This window comes from Ruegeria sp. BC1, assembly GCF_056539305.1.
On record NZ_JBQFUT010000002.1, the window covers coordinates 163,889 to 186,787 of the forward strand.

The following is a 22,899-nucleotide window of genomic DNA, read 5'->3' on the forward strand; positions in this document are numbered from 1 at the left end:
AATCGTCTCCCTGTTTTGCAGTCAGTCTGGCCCGGTGATCGGCTTCGGGCAAGAATGACTTTGCGTCGCGTTGCATCCCCTGCCCGGCTTGTGCGATATCCCGCGCGACAAACTGACAAACAAGGCCGCCCGACATGATCCTCTACCCCGCAATCGATCTCAAAGACGGCAACGCCGTGCGCCTACTGCGCGGTGAAATGGACAAGGCCACTGTGTTCAACGAAGACCCGGCTGCGCAAGCCCGGGCTTTTGTCGAAGCCGGGTGTGAATGGTTGCACCTTGTGGATCTGAACGGTGCATTCGCCGGTGAGCCGGTTAACGCCGCCCCGGTCGAAGCGATTCTGAAAGCCTGCAACGTTCCCGCTCAACTGGGTGGTGGCATCCGTGACATGGCAACAATTGCGACATGGATCGACAAGGGCCTCGCGCGTGTGATTCTGGGCACTGTTGCAGTTGAAAACCCTGATCTGGTGCGCGAGGCCGCGCGGGAATTTCCAGGCAAGGTTGCCGTTGGCATCGACGCTCGCAACGGCATGGTCGCCACAAAGGGCTGGGCTGAAGAGACCGACGTTCAGGTTACCGATCTGGCCCGCAGTTTCGAGGACGCAGGCGTCGCGGCCATCATATACACCGATATTAACCGCGACGGAGCGATGCAGGGGCCAAATATCGAAGCAACTGCAGACCTGGCCCGCGCCGTATCGATCCCTGTGATTGCCTCGGGTGGCGTCAGCTCGCTGGCAGATCTGATCGCGCTGCGCGACTGCGGAGTTAAACTGAACGGCGCGATCTCGGGTCGCGCGCTCTATGATGGCGCGATTGACCTGAACGAGGCCATCCGCGCCCTGTCGTAGCCGGCTTATTGCGCGGCAACCGACGTCAGCTTGGCCAACGCGCCGCGCATCTTCTCGATGACCGGCGACTTCTCGACGTCGTCAAGCTCATCCATGGTTTCTTTCGGGTCTTCATAGGCCAGCCAGACCTGCCCGTTTTCATCCTCGTACGCTTGCACCTTGAGCGGCAGGAACAAACCCGCGCGGGGGTCAATCTGCATGGCAGGTGTACCCAGAGCCGGGTTGCCAAAGATCAGCACTTGGTTGGCGGGGATCGTCAGGCCGACCTTTTCAGCACCCGCAGCGTGATCGACGCGTGCGAAAACGGTAGCCCCCGCATTGCCAACCGCAGCTTCTAATGCGTCCATCGCCTCGGACACTGATTTGGCGGTGTTTACCTTGATAATATCGTCTGCCATCGCCGCGACAGTTCCTCCTAGAATGAATGTGGTTGCCAAAAAGAGTTTACGCATTTCACTAATCTCCCAATGAATCTGGGGACAGTTTTCACAGGTTTAAGGAATGTGGCAATCACAAGTCTGGCATCAGCGGGGCTTTGCCGTTAGAGGTGCGCCAACAAAGGACGCCGACATGCTGAAAACCCGCATCATTCCCTGCCTTGATGTAGCCGATGGCCGCGTGGTCAAGGGCGTCAACTTCGTTGGCCTGCGCGATGCGGGCGACCCGGTGGAATCGGCTAAGGCTTATGATGCCGCTGGCGCGGATGAGATTTGCTTTCTGGACATCCACGCCACACACGAAAACCGTGGCACCATGTTCGACGTTGTGCAACGCACAGCCGAGCAGTGTTTTGTTCCCCTGACCGTGGGCGGCGGTGTCCGTACCAAGGACGACGTGCGCGCCCTGCTGTTGGCCGGGGCGGACAAGGTTAGCTTCAACTCGGCCGCTGTAGCAAACCCGGATGTAATCGCCGAAGCAGCGGACCAGTTCGGCAGCCAGTGCATCGTCTGCGCCATCGACGCCAAGACCGTCAGCCCCGGCAAGTGGGAGATTTTCACTCATGGAGGGCGCAAGCCCACCGGCATCGACGCCGTGGAATTCGCCAAGACCGTTGTCGCCAAAGGCGCGGGTGAAATTCTGCTGACCTCGATGGACCGCGACGGCACCAAGGCCGGGTTCAACCTGCCGCTGACCCGAGCCATTTCCGACGCGGTGGACGTACCTGTGATTGCAAGCGGAGGGGTCGGCAATCTGGACCATCTGGTCGAGGGCGTCACCGAGGGCGGCGCCAGCGCGGTTCTGGCCGCCTCGATCTTCCATTTCGGCGAATACACGATCCGCGAGGCCAAAGAACACATGGCCTCGGCAGGCATCCCGATGAGGCTGGCATGAGCATTCTTCACGACCTGGAAACAACCATCTCCGCCCGCAAAGGGGCCGACCCCGATTCCAGTTGGACTGCCAAGCTGTTGGCCAAAGGCCCCGAAAAATGCGCCGAGAAGTTTGGAGAGGAAGCCGTCGAGGCCATCATCGAAGCTGTCAAAGGTGACACAGCTGGGCTGACCTCTGAGGCGGCAGATGTGCTTTATCACCTGCTGGTCATGCTGGCCGCGCGGGATGTGGCACTGGATGACGTTCTGGCCGAGTTGGCGCGGCGTCAGGGTACCAGTGGTATCGCTGAAAAGGCCGCGCGCCCCAAGGGCTGAGCAGCGGGGTTTCGCCCCATTGTATCACCCTCTATGATTGGGCTTCCAAGTTCACAGATCAAAGGGCGCAAGAATGATCAGAGCTTTGGCCATCGTTCTGGCCCTTGTGACACTGTCTGCCTGTGCATACCCACCGGCCTCAACCGGGGACGAGGTTCAGCGGCTGGCGTCCGAAATTCAAAGCCTCGGTCCCGATATCGACCCGGAAGAGGCCAACCGCGCCGCCCGTATCGCCTATTCCTATACCGCGCAGTTGGCGCAGGAATACCAGATCACTGACCCACCGCTGATCCATAACGCCAAGGTCAACAAGGGCCTGCGTCCGCGCGGGCTTTGTTGGCATTGGGCCGAGGACATCGAGCGCCGGTTGAAACGGGAAAACTTCCAGACACTGGAAATGCACCGCGCGATTGCCAATGCGGACAACCCGTTCCGAATTGATCACAGTACCGCCATCATAAGCCGTAAAGGCGAAACAATGTATGACGGAGTTGTGCTGGATCCCTGGCGTTACGGCGGGGTGCTTTTTTGGTCGCTGCTGATCGAGGACACAAAGTATGAATGGGTGCCGCGCGAAACCGTTTTGGAAAAGCGCCGTCAGGAACAATATGGCGATCTGCTGCCCTACGTCAGCGGGTAGCTATCACAGCTTGGACGAGATCACTCCGGTGGCAAACCCGCCCATGCGCAGCTCGCCGAACAAACGCTGATATTCGATCTTAGGACAGCGGTTCATCACCACATCCACCCCACGCGCCTGCGCGATGGCCGCTGCGTCTGCGTGCTCGACGCCGATTTGCATCCAGACCGTACGCAGAGTCTGGAAGGCCGACAGCGCCTCATCCACAATCGGCGGGACCGCCTCGGACCTGCGGAAAATATCAACCATATCCACCGGCTCGGAAATATCCGACAGCGAAGCGTGCACTGTTTGACCAAACAGCGTTTTACCGGCATGACCCGGATTAACCGGAATGACCGTGTATCCCTTCAGCGAAAGATACCGTGCCACGTAATAGCTGGGCCTCACAGGATTCATCGACACGCCAACAACGGCGACCACCTTAGTGCGCTGTAGAATATTTTTCAGAAAATCAACGGAATGATCGGTCATGCGCCCACCCTATGCGGAGCGCAGGAAAGAAAAAAGCGCCCAGGTCGAACCTGAGCGCCAGTTGTTGGAACGAGGGACAGTGAAATGACCCGCGGCAGTTCCGTTCCGCGGTCACTGTGACATTTAGGCATAAGTTCAGAGAAAAAAAGAGGGGGCGCGCATTTTTGTGATGACAGGTCACGGAAAGCGGAAACCCGCTTATTGTTCGTACAGAATGACAGGCCAGTGTGCTTGCGCCATATGTATGTATTCCGCAGACGCTTCGCGCCACATCTGCTCGATTTCAGGTGAATGAATCATATACAGGCGGCCCTCAACAACCTGCCACGCCATTGGGTCAGCACTGGCCAGAAGCCCCTGTGCCATTGCATAGGCACAATAGCCGCCGAATTGAGGGGCAAAAGCACGCGGATCACGCTCAAACGCTTCGCGGTTTGCGTCGGTGGCGAAATGCCACTCCACACCCTTCCACACAACAGCGTATTCTGGCAGGCCTTGGACCGGCACTTCACCATCGAAATACGAGACCGCGTCATACCCGGCTATCGCTGCACCATCGGTTACAAAATACACGGGCATTTCCTGCGCGGTTGCGGCAGGGCTAATCAAAGCGGCGGCCATCGCGCCAAGAAGGAAACGTCGGGTAATCATCACGCTATTCACGTCAAAGACATTGCGGTCTCAAAATGCAACATTTGGCGCCAAGTTGAACCCCCTTTAACGGTGTTGTGAACACCTGTGTCACCTGGGCTTCACATCAGTCGAAGATGTCTTCGATCACATCCCACGCCTCATCCAGCACGCGCGAGAACATACCCTTTTTCTTTTTCTGCTTCTTTTTCTTGTTTGAAAAGGCGGCCTTGTGAACGTCACGCTTTGCCTTCGCAACGTTCAGTTTTCGTTTGGGCACCATTTTGAGATCATGCAAGGGCGCGCCGCAGCTGGAACAGCTTAGCTCATGACGTTGTTGCCCCTTCAGGACCAACGCAGCGCGGGTTCCACAGTAACAACAGGTGGCGATTTTGGACGGGCTGGGAATGGGTTTCTCCTGTCTATCTGTGCCTCGATGCATATAGGGCAATTGCGGCAGCATTTGAGACGTTGAGCGATCCAAACCCGCCCGCTGCGTCGATTTTCACTAGTTGATCGACAGTTTCCTTGGTTTTTTGACGCAAACCCGGCCCTTCGGCCCCCAGCACCAGCGCGACGGGCTGGTTCAGTTTACCGCCAAGAGCCGATTCGATGGTCGCTTCGGCCTCACCATCCAGACCCAGAACAAGAAACCCCATGCCCTGAAGTTCGACGATTGCGTCTGCCAGATTTCGGACCCGCAGATAAGGCTGACGCTCCAGTGCCCCGCTTGCCGTTTTGGCAAGTGCCCCGGTTTCCGGGGCCGAGTGGTGCCGCGTGCCGATCACTGCACTGGCCCCCAGCACCTCGGCAGATCGCAGAATCGCCCCGACATTATGCGGATCGGTGACTCGGTCCAACATAATCACACGGGGATGTTCACGCCCGATGCAATTCTCGGCCAGACCGCCCCAATCCAGCGGCTTGACCTCAAGCGCGGCACCCTGATGCACGGACCCGGGATCAATCGGCGCGGTAAATTTGCGCGGGTCGACCATTTCCGCCTCGATCCCAGCAAATTCAATCGCTTCCGCCAGCTTGTCCCGCGCATTTCGGGTCACGATCAGGCGCAATTTCTGCCTTTTTGGGTTCATCAACGCGTCACGAACGGCGTGCAATCCGAACAGCCAGACAGTCTCGGACGCCGCTGCTTTGCGCGCCTGTTCCTTTTCAACGACCCACTTGGGTTTCTTCATTTCTTGGGCCTCCGGGCCGGGAATTCGGTTTCCTGCGTCAAAGCGGTATTTTCCTGTTGACGCTCCTTTAGAGCGCTAGTAATCACGCCTCCACGTCAGGTGCAACGCCTGACAGTGGGCGACAGGCCGCAAGGTGTGGCAGGGGACTGTAACTCCCTCGCGGAGACGCACGCCTGGTTCGATTCCAGGGTCGCCCACCATCTTCTTCTGATGGTGACAACAAGCAACAGCCGATACTACGGCTGATGTTTCTATTGCTTAAGCCGCCGCTGCGCGATGCGCGTTCACACGTTCAAACCAAGCAACGATGGCCTCAAGGTCCGGCGCGACCTGTTCGGCCACGCCCCCGGTGAAGTCCTGAAATTTTTCGTTGTTCAGACCGTTCACTCCGACCAGCACCGGAATATCCTGAGCCAACGCTTCTGCGATTACAGGACGAAATCCGCGCCCATCAGCCTCATGCTTGCCGAATTTATTGATGATCAGCAGTTGCGGCGCGTCCGCAGCAAGTGAGTTGGTGACATAGCCCACCGCCTGCTCCAACGCAGCCGGGTCCAGACGACAGCCACGCGCGTGCGCCCCCAAAGACTGCGAGATACGAATTGTCTCACCCTCCGGCAAAACCCGGACATCCATGTCGCATTTGCTTTTGTCAGCGCATTCAGTGTTGGTTTGCACAACGCCGGCCAGTCGGGCGCCGGTCGCCAAAAGACGCTCTGCAGCGGCACTTAGCAGGCGGTCGGTGGCGCCACGATCTGTGGTGGTGACATAGGCCAGGTACATTCAGAGACCCTCGTAGAAAAACTGTGACATTCCAGATAGCACGCCCGCGCCTGCCCGACCACTCCTCTGACGTCAGGGCAGAGGAGAAAGACCAATCACAGGAGCGTGCAGGTGAAGCAATACGGCAAATACAACAAGTGAAACCAGCACGACCCAAAGACTGGGCCACGGGGCCGGTGCTCGGAAGGAAAACCGTGCGGTATTGCGCGACAAACGCACCCAGTCGATTCCCATATCCCGTTCTTTACGGCGGTCAATCAGAACCATTCCCGCCCCGGCAAAGCCCGCAAAAAGACCGAACAGGATGACGTGAGCCAGGCTGCCATTGGCCAGCAAGTGCGCCAGCGCCCACAGCATCAGCGCCGCAAGCACCGGATGACGTGTCGTACGCAGGATGCCCGGAGTTTCGGGATCAAAGGGCCGGTGCCCCATCCCGCCGAAAGAAAAAGGGTTCTGAATGGACACTCCAGCAACGGCCAACCAACATACGACAGGCATGGTCAGCAGTGGCACCCAGCGCAGGACCGGAGCGGGAGGGATGACCTCGACATAAGGTGCTTGCGCTGCGGCCACGATCAGCCACCCCAACACTAGCAAAGACAAGACAGAATAAGCCGCAAAATAACCCCTGCGCCCCATCACCTCAATCAACCGCCCGCGCATAGCGGGCCGCGCGGGGATGGCGTGCGTCAGCAGAAAAGTGATGAGTGCAGCAAGGAAAAGCCCCCAGCCCAGCATTGTAATCTCCGTAGGTTTTAACCCGTTTTAGCCTGAGGGCTCCGGGCGATCTTTGTCCGAAGTCAAGTTGGACGCGACGCTGAAGGTCCGTTCAAGTTGCAATCTTGAAAAACTTTCCCCGCATCAGCGCTTGCAACCCAACGGTGAAAACGCAACCCTGCGGGCGGAGGGATCCCATGCACCATTTCGACGACATCTTCACCATGGCCGCGGATCGCCACGGCGGCGCGGATGCACTAGGCGCAAAGCTCAGCAAACCCAAAAGCGCGGCCGAACTGGCCGCCATGCCCGAGGATCGCTGGTTGTCGATCATCACCAAATGCATCTTTCAAGCCGGGTTCAACTGGAAGGTCATCGAAAACAAATGGGATGGGTTCGAAACCGCCTTTGACGGATTCGACGTCGGCCGATGCGCCTTTATGAACGACGAAAAATTCGATGCGCTGCTTCAGGACACCCGTATCGTGCGCAACGGCACTAAAATCGCAACTGTTCGGGACAACGCCGCGTTTCTGCTGGAGTTGCGTCAGGAAGGTGGTGTCGGAAAAATTCTGGGCGGTTGGCCCTCGACCGATCACGTCGGCCTGCTGGCAATGCTGGGAAAAAGGGGATCGCGTCTGGGCGGAGCCTCGGCACAATATGCCATGCGCTTTGCCGGGCGGGACAGTTTCATCCTGTCGCGGGACGTCACCGCCCGCCTGATCGCCGAAGGGGTAGTCGACAAGGCACCAACCTCGAAGAAAGCGATGGCAGCCGTGCAGGGTGCCTTTAACACCTGGATGGATCAATCCGGGCGGTCGCTGACAGAAATCAGCCGCGTTTTGGCGATGAGCCTATGAAAACCGGTTGCAGAGTGGAGGCTTCGCATTAGGCTTTGAATATGGCTTGGCGCATTTTGATGACGTGTTTGTTATTGCTGGCCTCCTGTGGTCGTCCGCTGACGGATCAGGAGCGCGCCTTTGCTTCTACCGTACAGGGCGAGACATTGGATCTGGACCGGGTGCGTCTGGTCGAAGGTGCCCCCGTGGCGCCGATCACCTTCTACCGCAAAGAACGCCCGCGCCTTGCCTGTCGCGAACGCATTCTTCCGCCACCTAAAGAGGGCATCGTAACGGCGAAACCCGCGGCGGTCGCCCTGTTCAACAAAGTCTACTTCACGCAGGACTGGTACCTGGAAGATTATCTGTCCGACTACCCTGATCAAATGAACCTGATCGCCGCCATGTTACTGGCGCACGAGCTGACCCATGTCTGGCAATGGCAGAACCGAAAAACCACCGGATACCACCCGCTGCGCGCCGCGGCGGAACATGGTGGCAACAAGGACCCCTATCTGTTCGACATCGAAACCTCGTCCGATTTCCTGTCCTACGGGTTCGAACAACAGGGGGCTATCGTCGAGGAATATATCTGCTGCCGGGCGCTGGACCCCAAGGCCCCTCGCACGCAGCGGCTGCACGACATGCTGGGCGCACATTTCGATCTGTCCCCCCTGCCCCAACAACAGCGCGAACTTGACATCCTCATTCCGTGGGACGGCGCGGAAATCGAAGGTATTTGCCGATAGGTGCTATTTAGCCTGCAACGTCTTGAGATAGGCGACCAGATCGACGATCGGCTGGCTGGTCAGGATCGGCTGCCCCTCGGGCGTTTTCATCGAGGTATCCTGACCGTCGAAATACGGCCCATAAACCGGCATCGGACTGCCGTGACTAACCAGAGGATCGCGCCCATCGATCCGTGCCACGACCCGCGCAGTAGGGAAGACCCCGTTCTCTCCGGCCAGCCGGGTTAGATCGACGGGTTGAATGACCAACACCCCGGCCATCGGACCATGCCCAGTTGCGTCAATCCCATGACAGGTAGCGCAATAGTGCTGATACAGCTCAGCCCCGGTACCCACATCCTGCGCTAAGCCCTGCGAGGCCGTCATCAGCGCCCCGATTGCAAGGGCATTCAATAGCGGTCTGGTCATTGCATCCTCCTGTCACGATTGACATTTGCAGGCTTGCCCGAAGACCCGCTTGGCGCAATGATCCAGATCAACGAAGCACGAGGGGACAGGCAATGACACAATATGCAGCCATCATGCTGGCGGCCGGGATCGGCGTGCCGATCCTTGCGGCATTGAACGCCGCATTGGGCAAGCTGATCGGATCGCCAACCGTGGCCGCCGTGGTCCTGTTCGCCATCGCGTTTGGCGCATCCGCGCTGGTTATGGTGCTGTTTCCCGGCTTCGGGCCGCTGTCCAAAGTCGCCTCAGCCCCCAAACACCTGTTACTAGGAGGCGTCCTTGTTGCCTTTTACGTGCTGTCGATCACCCATGTCGCCCCGCATTTCGGCGTCGGAAATGCGGTGTTCTTTGTGCTGCTGGGTCAGTTGATCAGCACCGCAGCGATCGACCATTTTGGCCTGTTCGGCGCTCAGGTCACGCCGCTGACTTGGATACGTGCAGGCGGAATCACCGTGATGGCAATCGGCGTCGCGATCACTCAACTGGCCTGAGCAATCCCGCCTCCAGCCTCAGCTTTCTGTCCATCCGCGCAGCCAGGTCCATGTTATGCGTGGCAATCAGCGCCGACAGCCCCTCGTCCCGAACGAGCGCCATCAATGCGTCAAACACCTGATCCGAAGTCTCGGGATCGAGGTTGCCCGTCGGCTCGTCGGCCAGCAGGACACGCGGCTTGTTCGCCAGCGCCCGGCAAAAGGCCACGCGCTGTTGTTCGCCCCCCGACAAAGCCGCCGGGCGGTGATCTGCGCGCGCAGCAACACCGACGCGCCCCAGCAGGGACATTGCCCTTTCCCGCGCGGCCCTTTCGGAAACGCCATTTGCCAGTTGTGGCAGAGTGATGTTTTCCAACGCGGTAAATTCGGGCAACAGGTGGTGAAACTGATAAACGAACCCTACGTCCCGCCGTCGTAGTGCGGTTCGGGTACGATCACCTTTGCCGGTTGCGTTCTGTCCGGCTATTTCGACCGATCCAGAATCGGGCGTGTCCAGCAATCCGGCAATGTGCAGCAAGGTCGACTTGCCCGCCCCGGATGGTGCGACCAGCGCCACAGCCTCACCTGCGCGCAGTTCCAGATCCGCACCCCGCAGCACCTGAACCTCACCCGGCGTGCCCTTCAGATACGTCTTGGTCAAGCCGTTCAGCCGCATCGTCACATCATTCATAGCGCAGCGCCTCAACCGGGTTCAGCCGCGCCGCGCGGCGGGCGGGGAAGTACGTGACAAAGAAGGACAGGCCCAGCGACAATCCAATCGCCTTGAGCACATCCGACAAATGCAGTTCGGCGGGCAACGCATAGATACCACGAATGGATGGGTCCCAAACCCCGCCGCCCATGATGTAGTTTACGAACGAGAAGATTGGATCGATATAAATCGCAAACAGACAGCCCAGAACCACACCCAAAACGGTGCCAATGATCCCGGTGAACGCGCCGCAAATGAAGAACACGCGCAGAACCGACCCCTCGCTCAGGCCGATAGTCCGTAGAATGCCAATGTCGCGCCCCTTATTCTTGACCAGCATGATCAGGCCCGAGACGATATTCATCGCAGCGATCAACACGAGGATCGAGAGAATGATGAACATCACGTTGTCCTCGACCTCAAGCGCGCGCAGGAACCCGCCCGAGGCGTCCTGCCAAGTCCAGATCCGACTACGCTCTCCAGCGGCCTCGATGATTGGAATAAGTACGGGTGTAAGGTCTTCGGGGTTGTCGACCATGACCTCGATCTCATCAGCCACGCCTTCGCGGTTGAAAAAGCTCTGCGCCTGTTCGAATGGCATATACACCCGCGTGCGGTCGATATCGTAGCGCCCGGCCGAGAATACATAGACCACCCGATACGCATTCACGCGCGGCGAGGTTCCAAAGGCCGTCTTCACGCCGTTGGGCGAGGTAACCTTGACCGTATCCCCCACAGTGGCACCGATACTACGCGCCACGCCTGAACCGATGGCGATCACATCCTGACTATTTTGAAACTCGGACAGATCACCCACCGCTTGTTCGCTTTCGGCAATGCCCGGCAGGTCAAGCAGATCGTCCGGCTGAATACCGTACACTTCGACCCCGCTGCTGATTTCGCGATTGGTGATCAGAACCTGACCTTTGACCAGAGGCGCGGCCCGCTGCACCTCCGGCACCTGTGCAATGCGTTCCGCGACATCATCATAATTTTCAATAGTGCGGTCCAGACGCCCCTGTGCATCGAAGTTGCCAGCGGAATAGACCGTGACATGAGCATTGGCCCCTAGAATGGTGCCAACAAATTCGGATCGGAACCCAGATCGAACAGCCAGGGTGGCGATCAATGCAAACACCGCCAGTGTAATCCCGATCAGCGATATCCAGGTCATCACGCTGACACCGCCTTCGGCACGGCGCGCGCGCAGGTATCGCCAGGCGATTTTCCATTCAAATGGGGCAAAGGGCGGAGGCGTCTTGGCCATAACTGCTCCGGTATTTTCGGTTTGCGCGACCCTTTCGGCATTTCGTCGGATGGTCAAGCCGGTTCTCAATCACTTGCGGGTGCACGCCAATCCAACCCCCGCTTTAAAGGTTCGTCTTCACCTGCGCGAGGCTGTGTATCAGTCCATTTATTAAGCCGTTTTTGATGCCCTGAAAGCTCCACATCACCTAAACTTGCGCCTGACTCTCATACAAAACGAATCAAAATACCCTGATTGCGCAAAGACTTGCGCGGGTTAAAGGAGATCGCAAAGGCACCAATTAAACCCGCAGTTGTGAACCCATTCACAGACAGCGCCCTATTGTTTCAGCTATGAAGTCAATGTGAACTTTACAGGTCAAACTGGTCTCAAAATGCAACATTTTATACGCAATATTATTTCGTGTTTTGCCTATTTTGGAAAACTTTGTCACCCTGTGAATAGGGGGAAGATTATTTAAAGAGCGGGGGTCGCTCATGAGTATTGAACTGGAAACTAACAAAGCGGGCACAATTTCGGCCCATTCAGCGTCATCTGAACTGGATTGTGAAACAGCGGCTTTGCTGCGTGCCACCATCCGCCCGGCATTCGCCAGCGCCGTAAGCTGGAGCAGCCTGACAGACATCTTAAGGGACAAAGGCTATCGCCTTGCCTTTCGGCAGGGACGGCTTTGCGTCACAGACCGCGACACCGGTGACCGGGTCTGCGGATTAAGGTTCTTGGGATTTGATTTCAGAGACCTTGTGCTGCGTCTGGGACGCCCAATCGTCGTGGCACGTGGCAGCCAGGCGGACGGCGATCTGTTGATCGCACGCCCAACGGTTGGCAAGGCTTAATTTCGCCGCCCAACCTGATCTAACCCTAGCAGGGGAATACCCGGCACGCCGGTCAGATCAGGCGATGTTCTTATAAATTTCAGCAATTTTGATTACTGCGGCCTCGGGGCTCAGTTCTTCGCTTTCGCCCGTGCGGCGGCTGGTCAGTTCGACCACACCATTTTTCAGACCTCGCGGACCTACAGTGATGCGCCACGGCAGACCGATCAGGTCCATGGTGGCAAATTTGCCCCCTGCCCGCTCATTGCGGTCATCATACAGCGGCTCCAGTCCCAAGGCTGTCAGTGCACCGTAAATCTTATCACAGGCCGCATCGGCCTCGTCATCACCCTGCTTGAGGTTGACGATCCCACAATGGAACGGAGTGACGCCTTCGGGCCAGATGATACCCTTGTCGTCATGGCTGGCCTCGATGATCGCGCCGATCAGGCGGCTGACGCCGATGCCGTGGCTGCCCATGTGGACCGGAACTGGTTTGCCATCGGGGCCTTGCACGGTTGCGCCCATCGCCTCGGAATACTTGGTGCCAAAATAGAAGATCTGGCCCACTTCGATCCCACGCGCCACGCGGCGACGATCTTCGGGAACCTGATTGAACAGCGCCTCGTCATGAGTTTCGTCGGTACGGGCGTATTTCGACGTGAACTCTTCAAGGATCGCCTGACACTGTTCGCGGTTGTCATAGTCGATCTGGCGATCCCCAAAGGTCAGGTCGGTGACGGCGCTGTCATAGAAAACCTCGGACTCGCCCGTTTCAGCCAGCACCAGGAACTCGTGCGTGTCATCGCCACCGATGGGTCCGGAATCGGCGCGCATCGGGATGGCTTGCAGGCCCATTCGCTCGTATGTGCGCAAGTAGCTGACCAAGTGGCGGTTATAAGCATGCAGCGCGTCTTCTTTGGTCAGATCGAAATTGTAGCCGTCCTTCATATAGAACTCGCGCCCCCGCATCACGCCGAAACGCGGGCGGATTTCGTCGCGGAATTTCCACTGGATTTGATAGAGAGTCAGCGGCAGGTCTTTGTAGCTGTTGACGTGACCGCGGAAGATATCCGTCACCAGTTCTTCGGCCGTAGGCGTAAACAGCATGTCGCGCTCGTGGCGATCCTTCATACGCAGCATTTCCTGACCGTAATCATCGTACCGACCGGATTCGCGCCAAAGGTCCGCTGATTGGATGATAGGCATCTGGATCGCGATATGACCAGCGCGCGCCTGTTCCTCGTGGATGATGTTTTCCAGCTTGCGCAGTACTTTGAAGCCCAGCGGCAGCCAGGAATAAATCCCGGCGGATGCCTGCTTGATCATCCCGGCGCGCAGCATCAGCCTGTGGCTGACGATCTGAGCCTCGGACGGGTTTTCCTTGAGAACGGGCAGAAAGTAACGACTGAGGCGCATAACGTAACCTTTTGGGGTGATATTCCAACAAAAGGGTGATTATGCCAAAGCCCCGCCGGGGGCAATCATACAATGACGTTTTGCGACCCCTGTTCCGTCGGAATCTTGATTGACCCGCCAGTCGCAAACCGAAATGTTGCTGCAAACATGACTGCACGAGGCGCAAATGCAAACTATCCAGGAACCCGCCCGCCAAATTCCAGTTGTCCATAAGACGGACGTCCTGGTCGTCGGCTCCGGCCCGGCCGGTTTAGCAGCGGCGCTGGCGTCGGCACGCGCCGGGGCCGAGGTGTCTCTGGTCGATCGCTTCGGCTGCATGGGCGGCAACATCACTGCTGTGGGTGTCGAAGGCTTTGCCTGGTATCGCCACGAACAAACGGTCGAGGCTGGTGGCATCGGCATGGAGTTCGAGACCCGCGCCAAGGACATGGGCGCGGCAGTGCCCGAAAGCCAGTCGCTGAGTTACGAGCTGGACAGCGAGGGGTTCAAGCTGGTCGCTGACAAGCTTGTGCAAGAGGCTGGCGTGCACCCGATGCTGCACCGTCAGTTTGTCGCTCCGATCATGGAGGGCGACCGGATCACCGGCATCATCACCGAATCCAAAGCAGGGCGAGAGGCGATACTGGCCAAGGTAGTCATCGATGCCACCGGCGATGCCGATGTGGCGCATCGTGCGGGCGCGCCCACCCACAAGACGGCGCGTGAAGGAATGATGGCGGCATCGGTCATGTTCCATTTGGCTGGCGTCGACAAGCGCGCGTTCATGGAGGGCGTCAAGGCCGATCCGCAAACCTACAAGGACTGGGGCGGCGGCGGCGAATGGAACATCGAAACCTCAGGCAAAGAAGACGACATGTTCTCGCCCTTCGTCAAAAAGCCCTTTCAACAGGCCATCGAAGAGGGTCTGATCCCGCCGCACCTCAACACCATTGCGGGCACCTGGGGTGCGGTGCACGACTCGGGTGAGCTGACCTATATGAACCTGATTCATCTGGCTGAAATCGACGGCACCGACCCCGACAGTCTGACCAAGGGCGAGATTGAAGGCCGCCGTCAGACCATGCTCGCTATTGAGGCGCTGCGCCGGTTCATGCCAGGCTGCAAAGACGCGCGGCTGCGGAACTTCGGCATGTCCATCGGCATCCGCGACACCCGCAAGATCGACGCAGTGTATAACATGACCGAAAACGATGCCCGCCATCAGGGCCGGTTCGAGGACACCATCGGCATCTACCCCGAATTCATCGACGGGTACGGCATCTTGATCCTGCCCACCACAGGCCGGTATATGCAGGTTCCCTACCGCTCGATGCTGCCAAAAGGTATCAAAGGCCTACTGGTCGCGGGCCGGTCACACGGCGCAGACAAGGTCGCCCATGCTGCGACCCGTAACATGGCCTGTTGCGCCGTCATGGGTCAGGGCGCGGGCATTGCGGCAGCCCTTTCTCTGAAAAGCAATCAGGACATCCATGAGATGAACCTCAGCCCCGTTCACGCTGAACTGGACCGACAGGGCGTTAGGATTCACTGATGGAACACATCCCCACAATCGACATCGCCCCGTTGAGCGATCCCGCAAACGCGAGCTATGACCGGACCGTTCAGCAGGTGATGGAAGCCTGCACCGATATCGGGTTTCTGTCGATCACCGGGACGGGCATCCCTGTGGCCGCGGTCCAAGACGTACGCAGCTGCGTTCAATCCATCTTTGGGATCGAAGAATCCTCCAAATGGGATCAGGCGATTACCCGCGACAACTATCGCGGCTTCATCCCCATGGGATTCTTCACGCCAAATGACGGGTCCGGCAAGGCAGATAAGTACGAAGGCTACAAACTACATTGCGAAACGGACGCGCATGCCCCTATTCGCATTGATTGTGCATTGTACGGCCCGAATATCTGGCCGCGAGAGGTACCCGCGGCCAAAGCGGTCATCCTTTACTATTGGGCGCAACTGGACCGCGTAACCGGCATGTTGCTGGGCGCGCTTGAGGCCGGGCTAGGCCTACCCTCCGGTCAGTTGCGCGACGCCTTCCGCGACCCGATGACCAACATGACCCTGCTGCATTACCCCCCTCAGGCCGAGGATGAGGGCGGCTATGGCATCCATCCCCACAAGGACACAGACGCGCTGACCATCATCGCCCCCGATCCGGTGGGAGGGCTCGAGGTTCAGGCCCGCGATGGTGGCTGGATCACGCCGGACTGCCCGCCGGGCGGCTTTATCGTCAATATTGGCGATATGCTGGAGCTGTGGTCGGGCGGGCGGTTGAAATCCACACCACACCGCGTGGTCAACCGCTCGGGCAAAGAGCGTTACTCGTTTCCCTATTTCGCCGTTCCGCGCCATGATGTGACAGTTGAACCCCTGCTTGCCCCCCTGCCCGGCTTTGACCGACCATCAGTGCACTGCGGTCACTGGTCCGCCGAAATATGGCGCACCAATTGGCCGGACGAAACAGCGCATGACGCCACACCCGAACTAGGCACTCTCAGCGACTAGCGGCTTGAATTCACGCGGGCATGAAGCCCTTGCATCATGGGGCAGCATACGCCAAGAACACCAGCAAGAGCCGAAAACAAGGGGACAGCTATGGCTTTGCCGGTAAAGGATCAGCTCAGGTACTGGGGCATAGTCGCTGCTGTTTTTGTGCTGCTGTTATGGGCACTTGGCGACGTTCTTCTGCCCTTCGTGATCGGCGGGGCCATCGCATATTTCCTTGATCCCATCGCCGACCGATTGGAAAATATGGGGCTGTCACGGATGGCCGCGACAGGTATCATCACTATTGTCGGCATTCTGGGCTTTGTGCTGATGGTCCTGATGGTGGTACCGGCGCTGATCACCCAGTTGATTGATCTGGTCGAGGTGATGCCCAGCCTGCTCAAGCAACTGCGCGGCTTTATCGAAAAGCAATTCCCGTCCCTGCTGGACACTGAATCCAGTTCACACCAATTTCTCGTGTCGCTGGGTGAAACGTTGCAGTCCAAAACCGGCGATGTCCTGCAATCCGTTGCCGCGTCGCTGGGCTCGGCTATCAACGTCGTTGTTCTGTTGGTCATTGTACCTGTGGTCACCGTGTACATGTTGCTGGACTGGGATCGCATGATTGCCCGCATCGGAGAGCTGCTGCCCCGCGACCACGCCCCGACGATCAAACGTCTGGCTGGCGAAATTGACGCTGTTTTGGCCTCGTTCGTGCGGGGTATGGGCACCGTCTGCCTGATCTTGGGTACCTACTACGCTGTGGCGTTGATGATCGTCGGCCTGCAATTCGGTCTGATTGTCGGCTTCATCGCTGGCCTTGTGACCTTTATCCCCTATCTCGGGGCGTTGATCGGCGGATCGTTGGCGATCGGGTTGGCCCTGTTCCAGTTCTGGGGGGATTGGGTCCAGATCGGTCTGGTCGCCGGTATCTTTGCACTGGGTCAGGTGACCGAGGGGAATTTCCTGACCCCCAAACTGGTTGGCAGCTCGGTTGGCCTGCACCCGGTCTGGCTGCTGCTCGCGTTGTCAGTGTTTGGCGCGCTGTTCGGCTTTGTTGGCATGTTGGTCGCGGTGCCTGTGGCCGCTGCGCTGGGTGTCGTGGCACGGTTTGCGACCTCGGTCTATCTGGACAGCCGTCTGTACACTGGCCTCGAAGGTCTGGACCAGGAACAAGAGTGATATGGCCCGTCAGCTAAGCTTTGATCTACCGGCCAAAACTGCGCTGGGTCGCGAGGATTTCTTTGTCTCACCCGCCAATGCGTTGGCCGTTGCCATGATCTCGGCCACGTCTTGGCCCGGCAACAAACTGGTGCTCAGCGGCCCTGCCGGCGCAGGCAAGACACATCTGGCCCATGTCTGGGCCGGAGAAACCGGTGGCCGCATCATTCAGGCACGCGATTTACGATACGAAGACGTACCCGATCTGGCCCAAACGGCCATTGCGGTCGAAGACGTTCCGAGGATCGCGGACGATCCAGAACAGCAGAAAGCTCTGTTCCACCTGCACAATCTGGTGCTTGCCGAAGGTCATGCGTTGCTGATGACAGGTCGGCTGGTGCCGAAACTTTGGCAGTTGCCCTTGCCGGACCTGCAAAGCCGCATCGAAGGCGCGCATCATGTTGCCCTGGATCCGCCGGATGACGCATTGCTGGGGGCCGTCCTGGCAAAGCTGTTCATCGACCGGCAGCTCAACCCCGGCCCCGAAGTGATCGCCTATCTGGTCAAGCACATGGATCGCCGTTTTGAGACCGCCGCCGAGGTCGTGACGCGGCTGGATCAAATTGCCCTGTCTGAAAAGCGTGAGATCACCCGAACGCTCGCGGTCAGGGTTCTGAATTCGGCTCCGGTTGATTTCGAACCCGACAATTGACCGGTAACTGATGATTTCGCAAACTGCGAAGGGAACATCTGGAAGAGATATGGATCAGACAGTCGAAACCGAGATTCCGGACTGGGGACCTTTCGGAAAACCATTGTTTGACAATCCCGAGGCGCGCGCTTTGTCGCGCGTGGGTGTTGTCGATGTCGGATCGAACTCGGTTCGGATGGTGATCTTTGACGGCGCGGCGCGGTCGCCTGCTTATTTTTACAATGAAAAGGTGATGTGCGAACTAGGGGCTGGGCTGTCGGAAACCGGTCGCCTCAACCCGCGCGGGCGCGAACGAGCGCTGTCAGCTTTGCATCGCTTCCGACGTCTGGCCGATGATCTGGGGTTGCCGGGTCTGCACGTTGTGGCGACCGCTGCCGTGCGCGAAGCCAAAGACGGGCCGGATTTCTGCAGACAGGTCAAATCGGAAACCGGCCTGACTGTTTCGGTCATCGACGGCGGGGAAGAGGCGCGATTGTCCGCGCAAGGCGTTTTGTTGGGCTGGCCGGGGGCCTATGGGCTGATCTGTGATATCGGCGGATCGTCGATGGAGCTGGCCGAAATCGGCGACGGCAAGGTTGGGCGCCGTGTGACCTCCCCGCTGGGGCCGCTGAAACTGCGGGACATCAAAGGCGGGCGCCGGGCTCGTAAAGCCCATATCAAATCGACGATGGAGGATTTGCGGGATCAAATGGGTCCGCAACGTGATCGTTTGTTTCTTGTGGGCGGCAGTTGGCGGGCTTTTGCGCGCCTTGATATGTTACGCCGGGGCTATCCGCTGAACGTGCTGCATGAATACCGCATGACCACCAAGCAGGTTCACGAAACGATCAAATTCATCGAAAAAGGCGATCACGACAAACTGCGCGGCCAAGCCGGTGTTTCCAGCTCGCGGATGGCGCTGATCCCATACGCAATGGACGTGCTGGCACGGTTAATCCGCACGTTCAAGCCCAAAGACATCGCAATCTCAAGCTATGGTATCCGCGAAGGATTGCTGTACGAGCAGATGCCACAAAACCTTCGCGACCGTGATCCGCTGATCGAAGCAAGCCGGTTTTCCGAGGCCAAGGATGCCCGTCTGCCCGGGTTCGGGAAACACCTGTATGACTTTGTGATGCCGCTGTTCAAATCGGCTCCCCCCGCTCGGATTCGGCTGATAAAGGCCGCTTGTCTGTTGCACGACGTCAGCTGGCGCGCCCATCCCGATTATCGGGCCGAAGTTTGCTTTGACAACGTCACCCGCGCCAACCTGAGCGGCTTGAAACACTCCGAGCGGGTCTTTATCGGTCTGGCGCTGCAACATCGTTACCGCAACAAGCGCGAAGGCAACAGGTTCGAGCCGTTGTATAAACTTCTGGACGCGAAGGAACAAAAACAGGCCGAGATCCTGGGCAAAGCCATGCGGTTCGGCGCCATGCTTTGGATGCAAAGTGACGCTACGATGGGCACGCTGCGCTTTTACCCCAAAAAGCGTAAACTCGAGCTGTACCTGACCAAGGCTACCGGCCCACTTTTCAACGAAGTGGCCGAATCCCGATTGAATTCACTGGCAAACGCTTTGGAATCTGAAACCCGAGTGATTTACAAACGCTGAACGTCAAATCTCGGTTGCACCGTCATCATCTTCGGTTGGCTCGGGTGTTTCCAGTGGATCCTGCGGCGGCTTCTTACGGATGATGATATCTCCGTTGGGCAACATCTCGGGCGCTTCATACGCGCTCCAATCCTGAATCTCACCCGCCAGTTCCGCCAAGGCAGGACCCATTTCTTCAAAGAACGACTGCATAGCTGGTCCGAATTGAGTGACCAGCCCTTGCAGATCCTCAAGCGTGGGTGCCATTTCCTGACGCAGGCCCTCAAAGAACAGCTCGGCCCCCTGCTCCATCAGGGATTGGCCGGTGTCTTCCTCGGCATGAGCCGGAAAGGTCACAGCGACAGAGATCGCACAGATCGTAAGAAGGTGTTTCATGACAACAAATATAGGTGTTACGGCCCGCTGAGGAAAGATCACAGATCAATATCCAGCGTGACGGGAAAGTGGTCAGAGGCCGTCAGTAAAGCCTGCTGCAAGTCCGTTGAGGCGCTGCAACCGGCGTCTTTGAACGGGTGCCAAATCCGCCACGTCGGGTTCAGGGTACGCAGGTTTTCACTGATCATGATATAATCCAGCAAAGCCTCGAGGTACTGCCCGCCTTCGCGGGCGAACCTGGCGGTTGACGGGGCGGGATCTGCCCCCGCCGCGTGCGGATCGAACAATCCGGCCCGAAGCAAAATCTCAACGGAAGACCGGCCAAACAGGTTCTCAAACTCATCCAGCCCCGGACCATCGTTTAGATCACCCAGCAAGATCACCTGTTCATTGTCCGCGATATGCGCCTTGACCCGCCGGGAAAGCCACACCGCCTGCGCCAGCTGCTTACGTCGGTTTGCGATCGAGATACGGATCGCCTCGTCCCGCGATCCGGCCCCATGCGGCGCTTTCGATTTCAGATGGGCCCCGATCAAACGCAATTGCGCCCCGGTACGGGTCTGCACGGCCAATTCCATCGGCGGCTTCGAAAACTGCACGTGATCCTCGGTCGCATCGATATCGAGGTCGATGTGAAACACATCGTCAAAACGTGGGGCTGAGCCATCGCCTGCTATCGGATCGTGGCGCGCCTGAAGCATCTCAGGATCAAAAAGCAAGGCAAGTTCCTGATGCGTATCGTTGGCAAACCCCATCACCGCATGAGAGGTGCGCAGGTCAAACGCCTCGGCAAAGTTCTGCAACGCCCGGACGGTATTCTGCGTCTTACCGGTATTCGGCGCCTCAACAATCAAAATCGCATCCGCATCGACCGCGGTCAGTACCTTTGCAATCGCTTCGATCTGCTGCGCCTTGGTTACGTCGTGGCGACCTGACCAGCCGTCATCGACAATCAATTCGTCGTAGCGATCAAACAGGTTGGCGAACCACTCAATATTGTAGGTTGCCAACCGCACGACCTTAGGCCCGCGCGCCGTTGATCTCGTCCCACGCGCGATTGATGTCGATCATCTTTTTCTCGGCTAGGCGAATGGCTTCTTCCGGTACGCCGCGCGCCATCATCGCGTCCGGGTGTGTCTCGCGGACCAGTTGTCGCCAGACCTTGCGGATATCGGGCAACGGCATGTCGCGTGGCACCCCTAACACCGTGTAGGGATCTTTGGGTGCATCGGGCACGAACCGTTCTCGCAATGCCATGAACTGCGCATCGGTCTGGCCAAAAATGCGACTGACCTGTTCGAGAAACTCGTTTTCGTTGGGATGATAGAAACCGTCAGCCATCGCGATATGAAACAGCCCCTCCATCAGATCGCACAATGTGGTGCTATCATCGGCAAACATCCGGGCAATCTTGCGTGCATAATCCTGATAACCAGCGACATCGGTACGGGCCATGTCAAAGACGCGCGCTGCACCAGCCTCATCCTCGCGGGCAATTTGGAACACATCACGGAACGCAGTGACCTCGTCCCGGGTCACCTGCCCGTCGGCCTTTGCCATTTTCGCACCCAGCGCGATCACGGCAATCGTAAACGCGACCGACCGTTCCGGCGGCGTGCGCAATTTCTCAAAAACCGCGGTAAGGCTTTCGCCCTGGGCAAGCGCGCTGAGCGCATCGGATATACGGGTCCAGATCGACATGAGCGCACCCTAGCGCCCCAATTCGCGCCTGTCAGGTGCGACAGATCACTCCATCGAAAGAATTTTTTGCATCAGCACCAGATCCAGCCGTTTGCCCCATTTGAAACCAACTTCGGGCATGCGACCGACCTGCGCAAAGCCAAGCGCCGTGTGAAAGGCAATCGCGGCTGGATTGGCCGAGGAGATGCCAGCCACCAGCACATGCATGCGGTCATCCTTTGCAACAGCCTCAAGTGCCGCCATCAATGCCCGCCCGACCCTTTGCCCGCGAGCCTCGGGGGCCAGTTGAATCGTATGTTCCCGACTGTGCGCGTATCCCGGCCCGGCTCGAAAGGGGCCGTAGGTTGCGAAACCCAAAACGCGCCCGTCCCGTTCGGCGACCAGATATGCGGGACCACGGGAATTGATGTCGTCCGCGATGCTTTCGACACTACGTGGATCGGTGGTGAAGGTAACAAGCGTATCGCGGATAATAGCATTGGTGATCTCAGCGATTGCGGTAGCGTCCGCAGTCTGCGCCTGCCGGACAATCATACCAGCACACGCGGGCCGTGGGGCGTTTCGAACTCGGCCCGAAGTGCGGCTGGGCCGGTGTCGAACACCACGAGGTCCAAATCCCCCAACAATCGCGCCAGTTCCAGCGCATCCGGGTGATACACGACCAGACGCTGCAACCGGCAGCCGCTGACCTGCAGCATACGGGCCGGATGCAGATCTCCGTGCCACTGGATCAGCGCTGGAAACAGGTTGTCAAAAGGCAACCGCCCATTGGGGGGAACCGCCATTTGCCAGCGCAACGCCCCCCGCGCCAGATCAATGGGCTGCCCCACACCATCGGAAAAGGCCGACAGCGCATTGTGGATGTCCGCAACCCGACATATCCAGTTGGTCAGGCGCGGTTTACCCGTAAACCGGTCGAGGTCGAACCAACGCGTCCGCTCCAGCCTTGGAGCGGTTGGGTCTATCGCAATGGCCTCAAGATACAAACCATCGCGCAAGCCCAGCAGGCGGTTATGAGTGCCAAAGGCTTCGTGTTTGCCTCCGTCTTGCAGTGGCACACCTAGAGCGTGTTCGATATGTGCCGAAGCGTCTTCAAGCGTTTCGCCTGCAACGGCGAGGTGGTCTAAAATCACGCGCACCCTCCTAAGACAACGACCAGCTCCTTGCGGATCTGGTCGCATGTTTTCGTCAAAGGCTAAGGATCACAAGGT

29 protein-coding genes and 1 tRNA gene are annotated in these 22,899 nt (G+C 58.4%); 14 read left to right on the forward strand and 16 right to left on the reverse strand.

What is annotated here, in order from left to right; translation table 11 throughout:
• Nucleotides 1-134 precede the first annotated feature (134 nt).
• Nucleotides 135-854: a 1-(5-phosphoribosyl)-5-[(5-phosphoribosylamino)methylideneamino]imidazole-4-carboxamide isomerase gene (gene hisA / locus ACR0IY_RS06490; RefSeq protein WP_480671454.1), complete on the forward strand. Its 720-nt coding sequence runs from the start codon at nucleotides 135-137 to the stop codon at nucleotides 852-854.
• Nucleotides 855-859: 5 nt separating this feature from the next.
• Here the strand turns inward: hisA and ACR0IY_RS06495 are convergent, their stop codons facing one another.
• Nucleotides 860-1,306, reverse strand: a complete 447-nt coding sequence (locus ACR0IY_RS06495; protein WP_480671456.1) for a DUF302 domain-containing protein — start codon at nucleotides 1,304-1,306, stop codon at nucleotides 860-862.
• 118 nt (nucleotides 1,307-1,424) lie between these two features.
• Here ACR0IY_RS06495 and hisF point away from each other — a divergent pair, with 118 nt between their 5' ends.
• From hisF to ACR0IY_RS06510, 3 genes are all read left to right on the forward strand, one after another.
• The gene (gene hisF / locus ACR0IY_RS06500; RefSeq protein ID WP_480671458.1) at nucleotides 1,425-2,186 is read left to right on the forward strand and encodes an imidazole glycerol phosphate synthase subunit HisF; all 762 of its coding nucleotides are present in this window, start codon (nucleotides 1,425-1,427) and stop codon (nucleotides 2,184-2,186) included.
• Complete coding sequence (locus ACR0IY_RS06505) at nucleotides 2,183-2,500, forward strand: phosphoribosyl-ATP diphosphatase (protein WP_480671460.1); 318 nt, start codon at nucleotides 2,183-2,185, stop codon at nucleotides 2,498-2,500. Before hisF ends, ACR0IY_RS06505 begins: the two co-directional genes overlap by 4 nt.
• A 73-nt stretch (nucleotides 2,501-2,573) precedes the next feature.
• A complete protein-coding gene (locus ACR0IY_RS06510) occupies nucleotides 2,574-3,140 on the forward strand; it encodes a hypothetical protein (protein WP_480671462.1) in 567 nt (188 codons plus the stop codon).
• A gap of 3 nt (nucleotides 3,141-3,143) precedes the next feature.
• On the opposite strand, the gene ACR0IY_RS06515 is transcribed toward ACR0IY_RS06510, so the two are convergent.
• From ACR0IY_RS06515 to rlmB, 4 genes are all read right to left on the reverse strand, one after another.
• A complete protein-coding gene (locus tag ACR0IY_RS06515) occupies nucleotides 3,144-3,614 on the reverse strand; it encodes a CoA-binding protein (protein ID WP_480671464.1) in 471 nt (156 codons plus the stop codon).
• Between the two features lie 198 nt (nucleotides 3,615-3,812).
• Nucleotides 3,813-4,265 carry a YHS domain-containing (seleno)protein gene (locus tag ACR0IY_RS06520; protein WP_480671466.1) on the reverse strand — a complete coding sequence of 151 codons (453 nt, stop codon included), beginning with the start codon at nucleotides 4,263-4,265 and terminating at the stop codon, nucleotides 3,813-3,815.
• Nucleotides 4,266-4,371: 106 nt separating this feature from the next.
• Nucleotides 4,372-4,686, reverse strand: a complete 315-nt coding sequence (locus ACR0IY_RS06525; RefSeq protein ID WP_480671467.1) for a hypothetical protein — start codon at nucleotides 4,684-4,686, stop codon at nucleotides 4,372-4,374.
• Entirely contained in the window at nucleotides 4,667-5,440 is a 774-nt protein-coding gene (gene rlmB / locus ACR0IY_RS06530) for a 23S rRNA (guanosine(2251)-2'-O)-methyltransferase RlmB (RefSeq protein WP_480671469.1), read from the reverse strand. Before rlmB ends, ACR0IY_RS06525 begins: the two co-directional genes overlap by 20 nt.
• Nucleotides 5,441-5,556: 116 nt before the next feature.
• On the opposite strand from rlmB, the gene ACR0IY_RS06535 reads away from it, so the two are divergent.
• Nucleotides 5,557-5,640, forward strand: a tRNA-Tyr gene (locus tag ACR0IY_RS06535).
• Nucleotides 5,641-5,698: 58 nt separating this feature from the next.
• Here the strand turns inward: ACR0IY_RS06535 and ACR0IY_RS06540 are convergent.
• Together ACR0IY_RS06540 and ACR0IY_RS06545 are read right to left on the reverse strand one after the other, a co-directional pair.
• On the reverse strand, nucleotides 5,699-6,223 hold the full coding sequence (locus ACR0IY_RS06540; RefSeq protein WP_480671471.1) for a DUF2478 domain-containing protein: 525 nt from the start codon (nucleotides 6,221-6,223) through the stop codon (nucleotides 5,699-5,701).
• A 72-nt stretch (nucleotides 6,224-6,295) separates the two neighbouring features.
• Nucleotides 6,296-6,961, reverse strand: coding sequence for an NnrU family protein (locus ACR0IY_RS06545; RefSeq protein ID WP_480671473.1), 666 nt, complete (start codon nucleotides 6,959-6,961; stop codon nucleotides 6,296-6,298).
• A 176-nt stretch (nucleotides 6,962-7,137) separates the two neighbouring features.
• On the opposite strand from ACR0IY_RS06545, the gene ACR0IY_RS06550 reads away from it, so the two are divergent.
• Nucleotides 7,138-7,800, forward strand: coding sequence for a DNA-3-methyladenine glycosylase I (locus ACR0IY_RS06550; RefSeq protein ID WP_480671475.1), 663 nt, complete (start codon nucleotides 7,138-7,140; stop codon nucleotides 7,798-7,800).
• A 41-nt stretch (nucleotides 7,801-7,841) separates the two neighbouring features.
• Nucleotides 7,842-8,528 (forward strand): hypothetical protein, encoded by a 687-nt coding sequence (locus ACR0IY_RS06555; RefSeq protein ID WP_480671477.1) that lies wholly within the window; start codon nucleotides 7,842-7,844, stop codon nucleotides 8,526-8,528.
• Nucleotides 8,529-8,531: 3 nt separating this feature from the next.
• Here ACR0IY_RS06555 and ACR0IY_RS06560 read toward each other — a convergent pair whose 3' ends face one another.
• Nucleotides 8,532-8,936 (reverse strand): c-type cytochrome, encoded by a 405-nt coding sequence (locus tag ACR0IY_RS06560; protein WP_480671479.1) that lies wholly within the window; start codon nucleotides 8,934-8,936, stop codon nucleotides 8,532-8,534.
• A 92-nt stretch (nucleotides 8,937-9,028) separates the two neighbouring features.
• Between ACR0IY_RS06560 and ACR0IY_RS06565 the strand changes: the two genes are divergently transcribed.
• Nucleotides 9,029-9,466 carry a DMT family transporter gene (locus ACR0IY_RS06565; RefSeq protein ID WP_480671481.1) on the forward strand — a complete coding sequence of 146 codons (438 nt, stop codon included), beginning with the start codon at nucleotides 9,029-9,031 and terminating at the stop codon, nucleotides 9,464-9,466.
• On the opposite strand, the gene ACR0IY_RS06570 is transcribed toward ACR0IY_RS06565, so the two are convergent.
• Together ACR0IY_RS06570 and ACR0IY_RS06575 are read right to left on the reverse strand one after the other, a co-directional pair.
• Entirely contained in the window at nucleotides 9,450-10,136 is a 687-nt protein-coding gene (locus tag ACR0IY_RS06570; protein ID WP_480671483.1) for an ABC transporter ATP-binding protein, read from the reverse strand. The genes ACR0IY_RS06565 and ACR0IY_RS06570 overlap by 17 nt on opposite strands.
• Nucleotides 10,129-11,424: a lipoprotein-releasing ABC transporter permease subunit gene (locus ACR0IY_RS06575; RefSeq protein ID WP_480672086.1), complete on the reverse strand. Its 1,296-nt coding sequence runs from the start codon at nucleotides 11,422-11,424 to the stop codon at nucleotides 10,129-10,131. Before ACR0IY_RS06575 ends, ACR0IY_RS06570 begins: the two co-directional genes overlap by 8 nt.
• A 476-nt stretch (nucleotides 11,425-11,900) precedes the next feature.
• Here ACR0IY_RS06575 and ACR0IY_RS06580 point away from each other — a divergent pair, with 476 nt between their 5' ends.
• Entirely contained in the window at nucleotides 11,901-12,260 is a 360-nt protein-coding gene (locus tag ACR0IY_RS06580; protein WP_480671485.1) for a hypothetical protein, read from the forward strand.
• Nucleotides 12,261-12,317: 57 nt separating this feature from the next.
• Here ACR0IY_RS06580 and proS read toward each other — a convergent pair whose 3' ends face one another.
• Nucleotides 12,318-13,658 (reverse strand): proline--tRNA ligase, encoded by a 1,341-nt coding sequence (proS, locus tag ACR0IY_RS06585; protein WP_480671487.1) that lies wholly within the window; start codon nucleotides 13,656-13,658, stop codon nucleotides 12,318-12,320.
• A gap of 166 nt (nucleotides 13,659-13,824) precedes the next feature.
• On the opposite strand from proS, the gene ACR0IY_RS06590 reads away from it, so the two are divergent.
• The 5 genes from ACR0IY_RS06590 to ACR0IY_RS06610 all read left to right on the forward strand — a co-directional run bounded on the left by ACR0IY_RS06590 (nucleotide 13,825) and on the right by ACR0IY_RS06610 (nucleotide 19,612).
• A complete protein-coding gene (locus ACR0IY_RS06590) occupies nucleotides 13,825-15,189 on the forward strand; it encodes an FAD-dependent oxidoreductase (protein WP_480671489.1) in 1,365 nt (454 codons plus the stop codon).
• Complete coding sequence (locus ACR0IY_RS06595; RefSeq protein ID WP_480671491.1) at nucleotides 15,189-16,163, forward strand: isopenicillin N synthase family dioxygenase; 975 nt, start codon at nucleotides 15,189-15,191, stop codon at nucleotides 16,161-16,163. Before ACR0IY_RS06590 ends, ACR0IY_RS06595 begins: the two co-directional genes overlap by 1 nt.
• 90 nt (nucleotides 16,164-16,253) lie before the next feature.
• On the forward strand, nucleotides 16,254-17,327 hold the full coding sequence (locus ACR0IY_RS06600; protein WP_480671493.1) for an AI-2E family transporter: 1,074 nt from the start codon (nucleotides 16,254-16,256) through the stop codon (nucleotides 17,325-17,327).
• 1 nt (nucleotide 17,328) lies between these two features.
• Nucleotides 17,329-18,018: an HdaA/DnaA family protein gene (locus ACR0IY_RS06605; RefSeq protein ID WP_480671495.1), complete on the forward strand. Its 690-nt coding sequence runs from the start codon at nucleotides 17,329-17,331 to the stop codon at nucleotides 18,016-18,018.
• A gap of 49 nt (nucleotides 18,019-18,067) precedes the next feature.
• Nucleotides 18,068-19,612 (forward strand): Ppx/GppA family phosphatase, encoded by a 1,545-nt coding sequence (locus ACR0IY_RS06610; RefSeq protein WP_480671497.1) that lies wholly within the window; start codon nucleotides 18,068-18,070, stop codon nucleotides 19,610-19,612.
• A 3-nt stretch (nucleotides 19,613-19,615) separates the two neighbouring features.
• On the opposite strand, the gene ACR0IY_RS06615 is transcribed toward ACR0IY_RS06610, so the two are convergent.
• From ACR0IY_RS06615 to ACR0IY_RS06635, 5 genes are read right to left on the reverse strand one after another with little or no spacing between them, the layout of a single operon-like run.
• On the reverse strand, nucleotides 19,616-19,987 hold the full coding sequence (locus ACR0IY_RS06615; RefSeq protein WP_480671499.1) for a hypothetical protein: 372 nt from the start codon (nucleotides 19,985-19,987) through the stop codon (nucleotides 19,616-19,618).
• Between the two features lie 38 nt (nucleotides 19,988-20,025).
• Nucleotides 20,026-21,003 carry an endonuclease/exonuclease/phosphatase family protein gene (locus ACR0IY_RS06620; RefSeq protein ID WP_480671500.1) on the reverse strand — a complete coding sequence of 326 codons (978 nt, stop codon included), beginning with the start codon at nucleotides 21,001-21,003 and terminating at the stop codon, nucleotides 20,026-20,028.
• A 4-nt stretch (nucleotides 21,004-21,007) separates the two neighbouring features.
• Nucleotides 21,008-21,688 carry a TerB family tellurite resistance protein gene (locus ACR0IY_RS06625; RefSeq protein ID WP_480671502.1) on the reverse strand — a complete coding sequence of 227 codons (681 nt, stop codon included), beginning with the start codon at nucleotides 21,686-21,688 and terminating at the stop codon, nucleotides 21,008-21,010.
• 45 nt (nucleotides 21,689-21,733) lie between these two features.
• The gene (locus ACR0IY_RS06630) at nucleotides 21,734-22,222 is read right to left on the reverse strand and encodes an N-acetyltransferase family protein (RefSeq protein WP_480671504.1); all 489 of its coding nucleotides are present in this window, start codon (nucleotides 22,220-22,222) and stop codon (nucleotides 21,734-21,736) included.
• Nucleotides 22,219-22,869 (reverse strand): VOC family protein, encoded by a 651-nt coding sequence (locus ACR0IY_RS06635; RefSeq protein ID WP_480671506.1) that lies wholly within the window; start codon nucleotides 22,867-22,869, stop codon nucleotides 22,219-22,221. The genes ACR0IY_RS06630 and ACR0IY_RS06635 overlap by 4 nt, the downstream gene beginning before the upstream one ends.
• Nucleotides 22,870-22,899 lie beyond the last annotated feature (30 nt).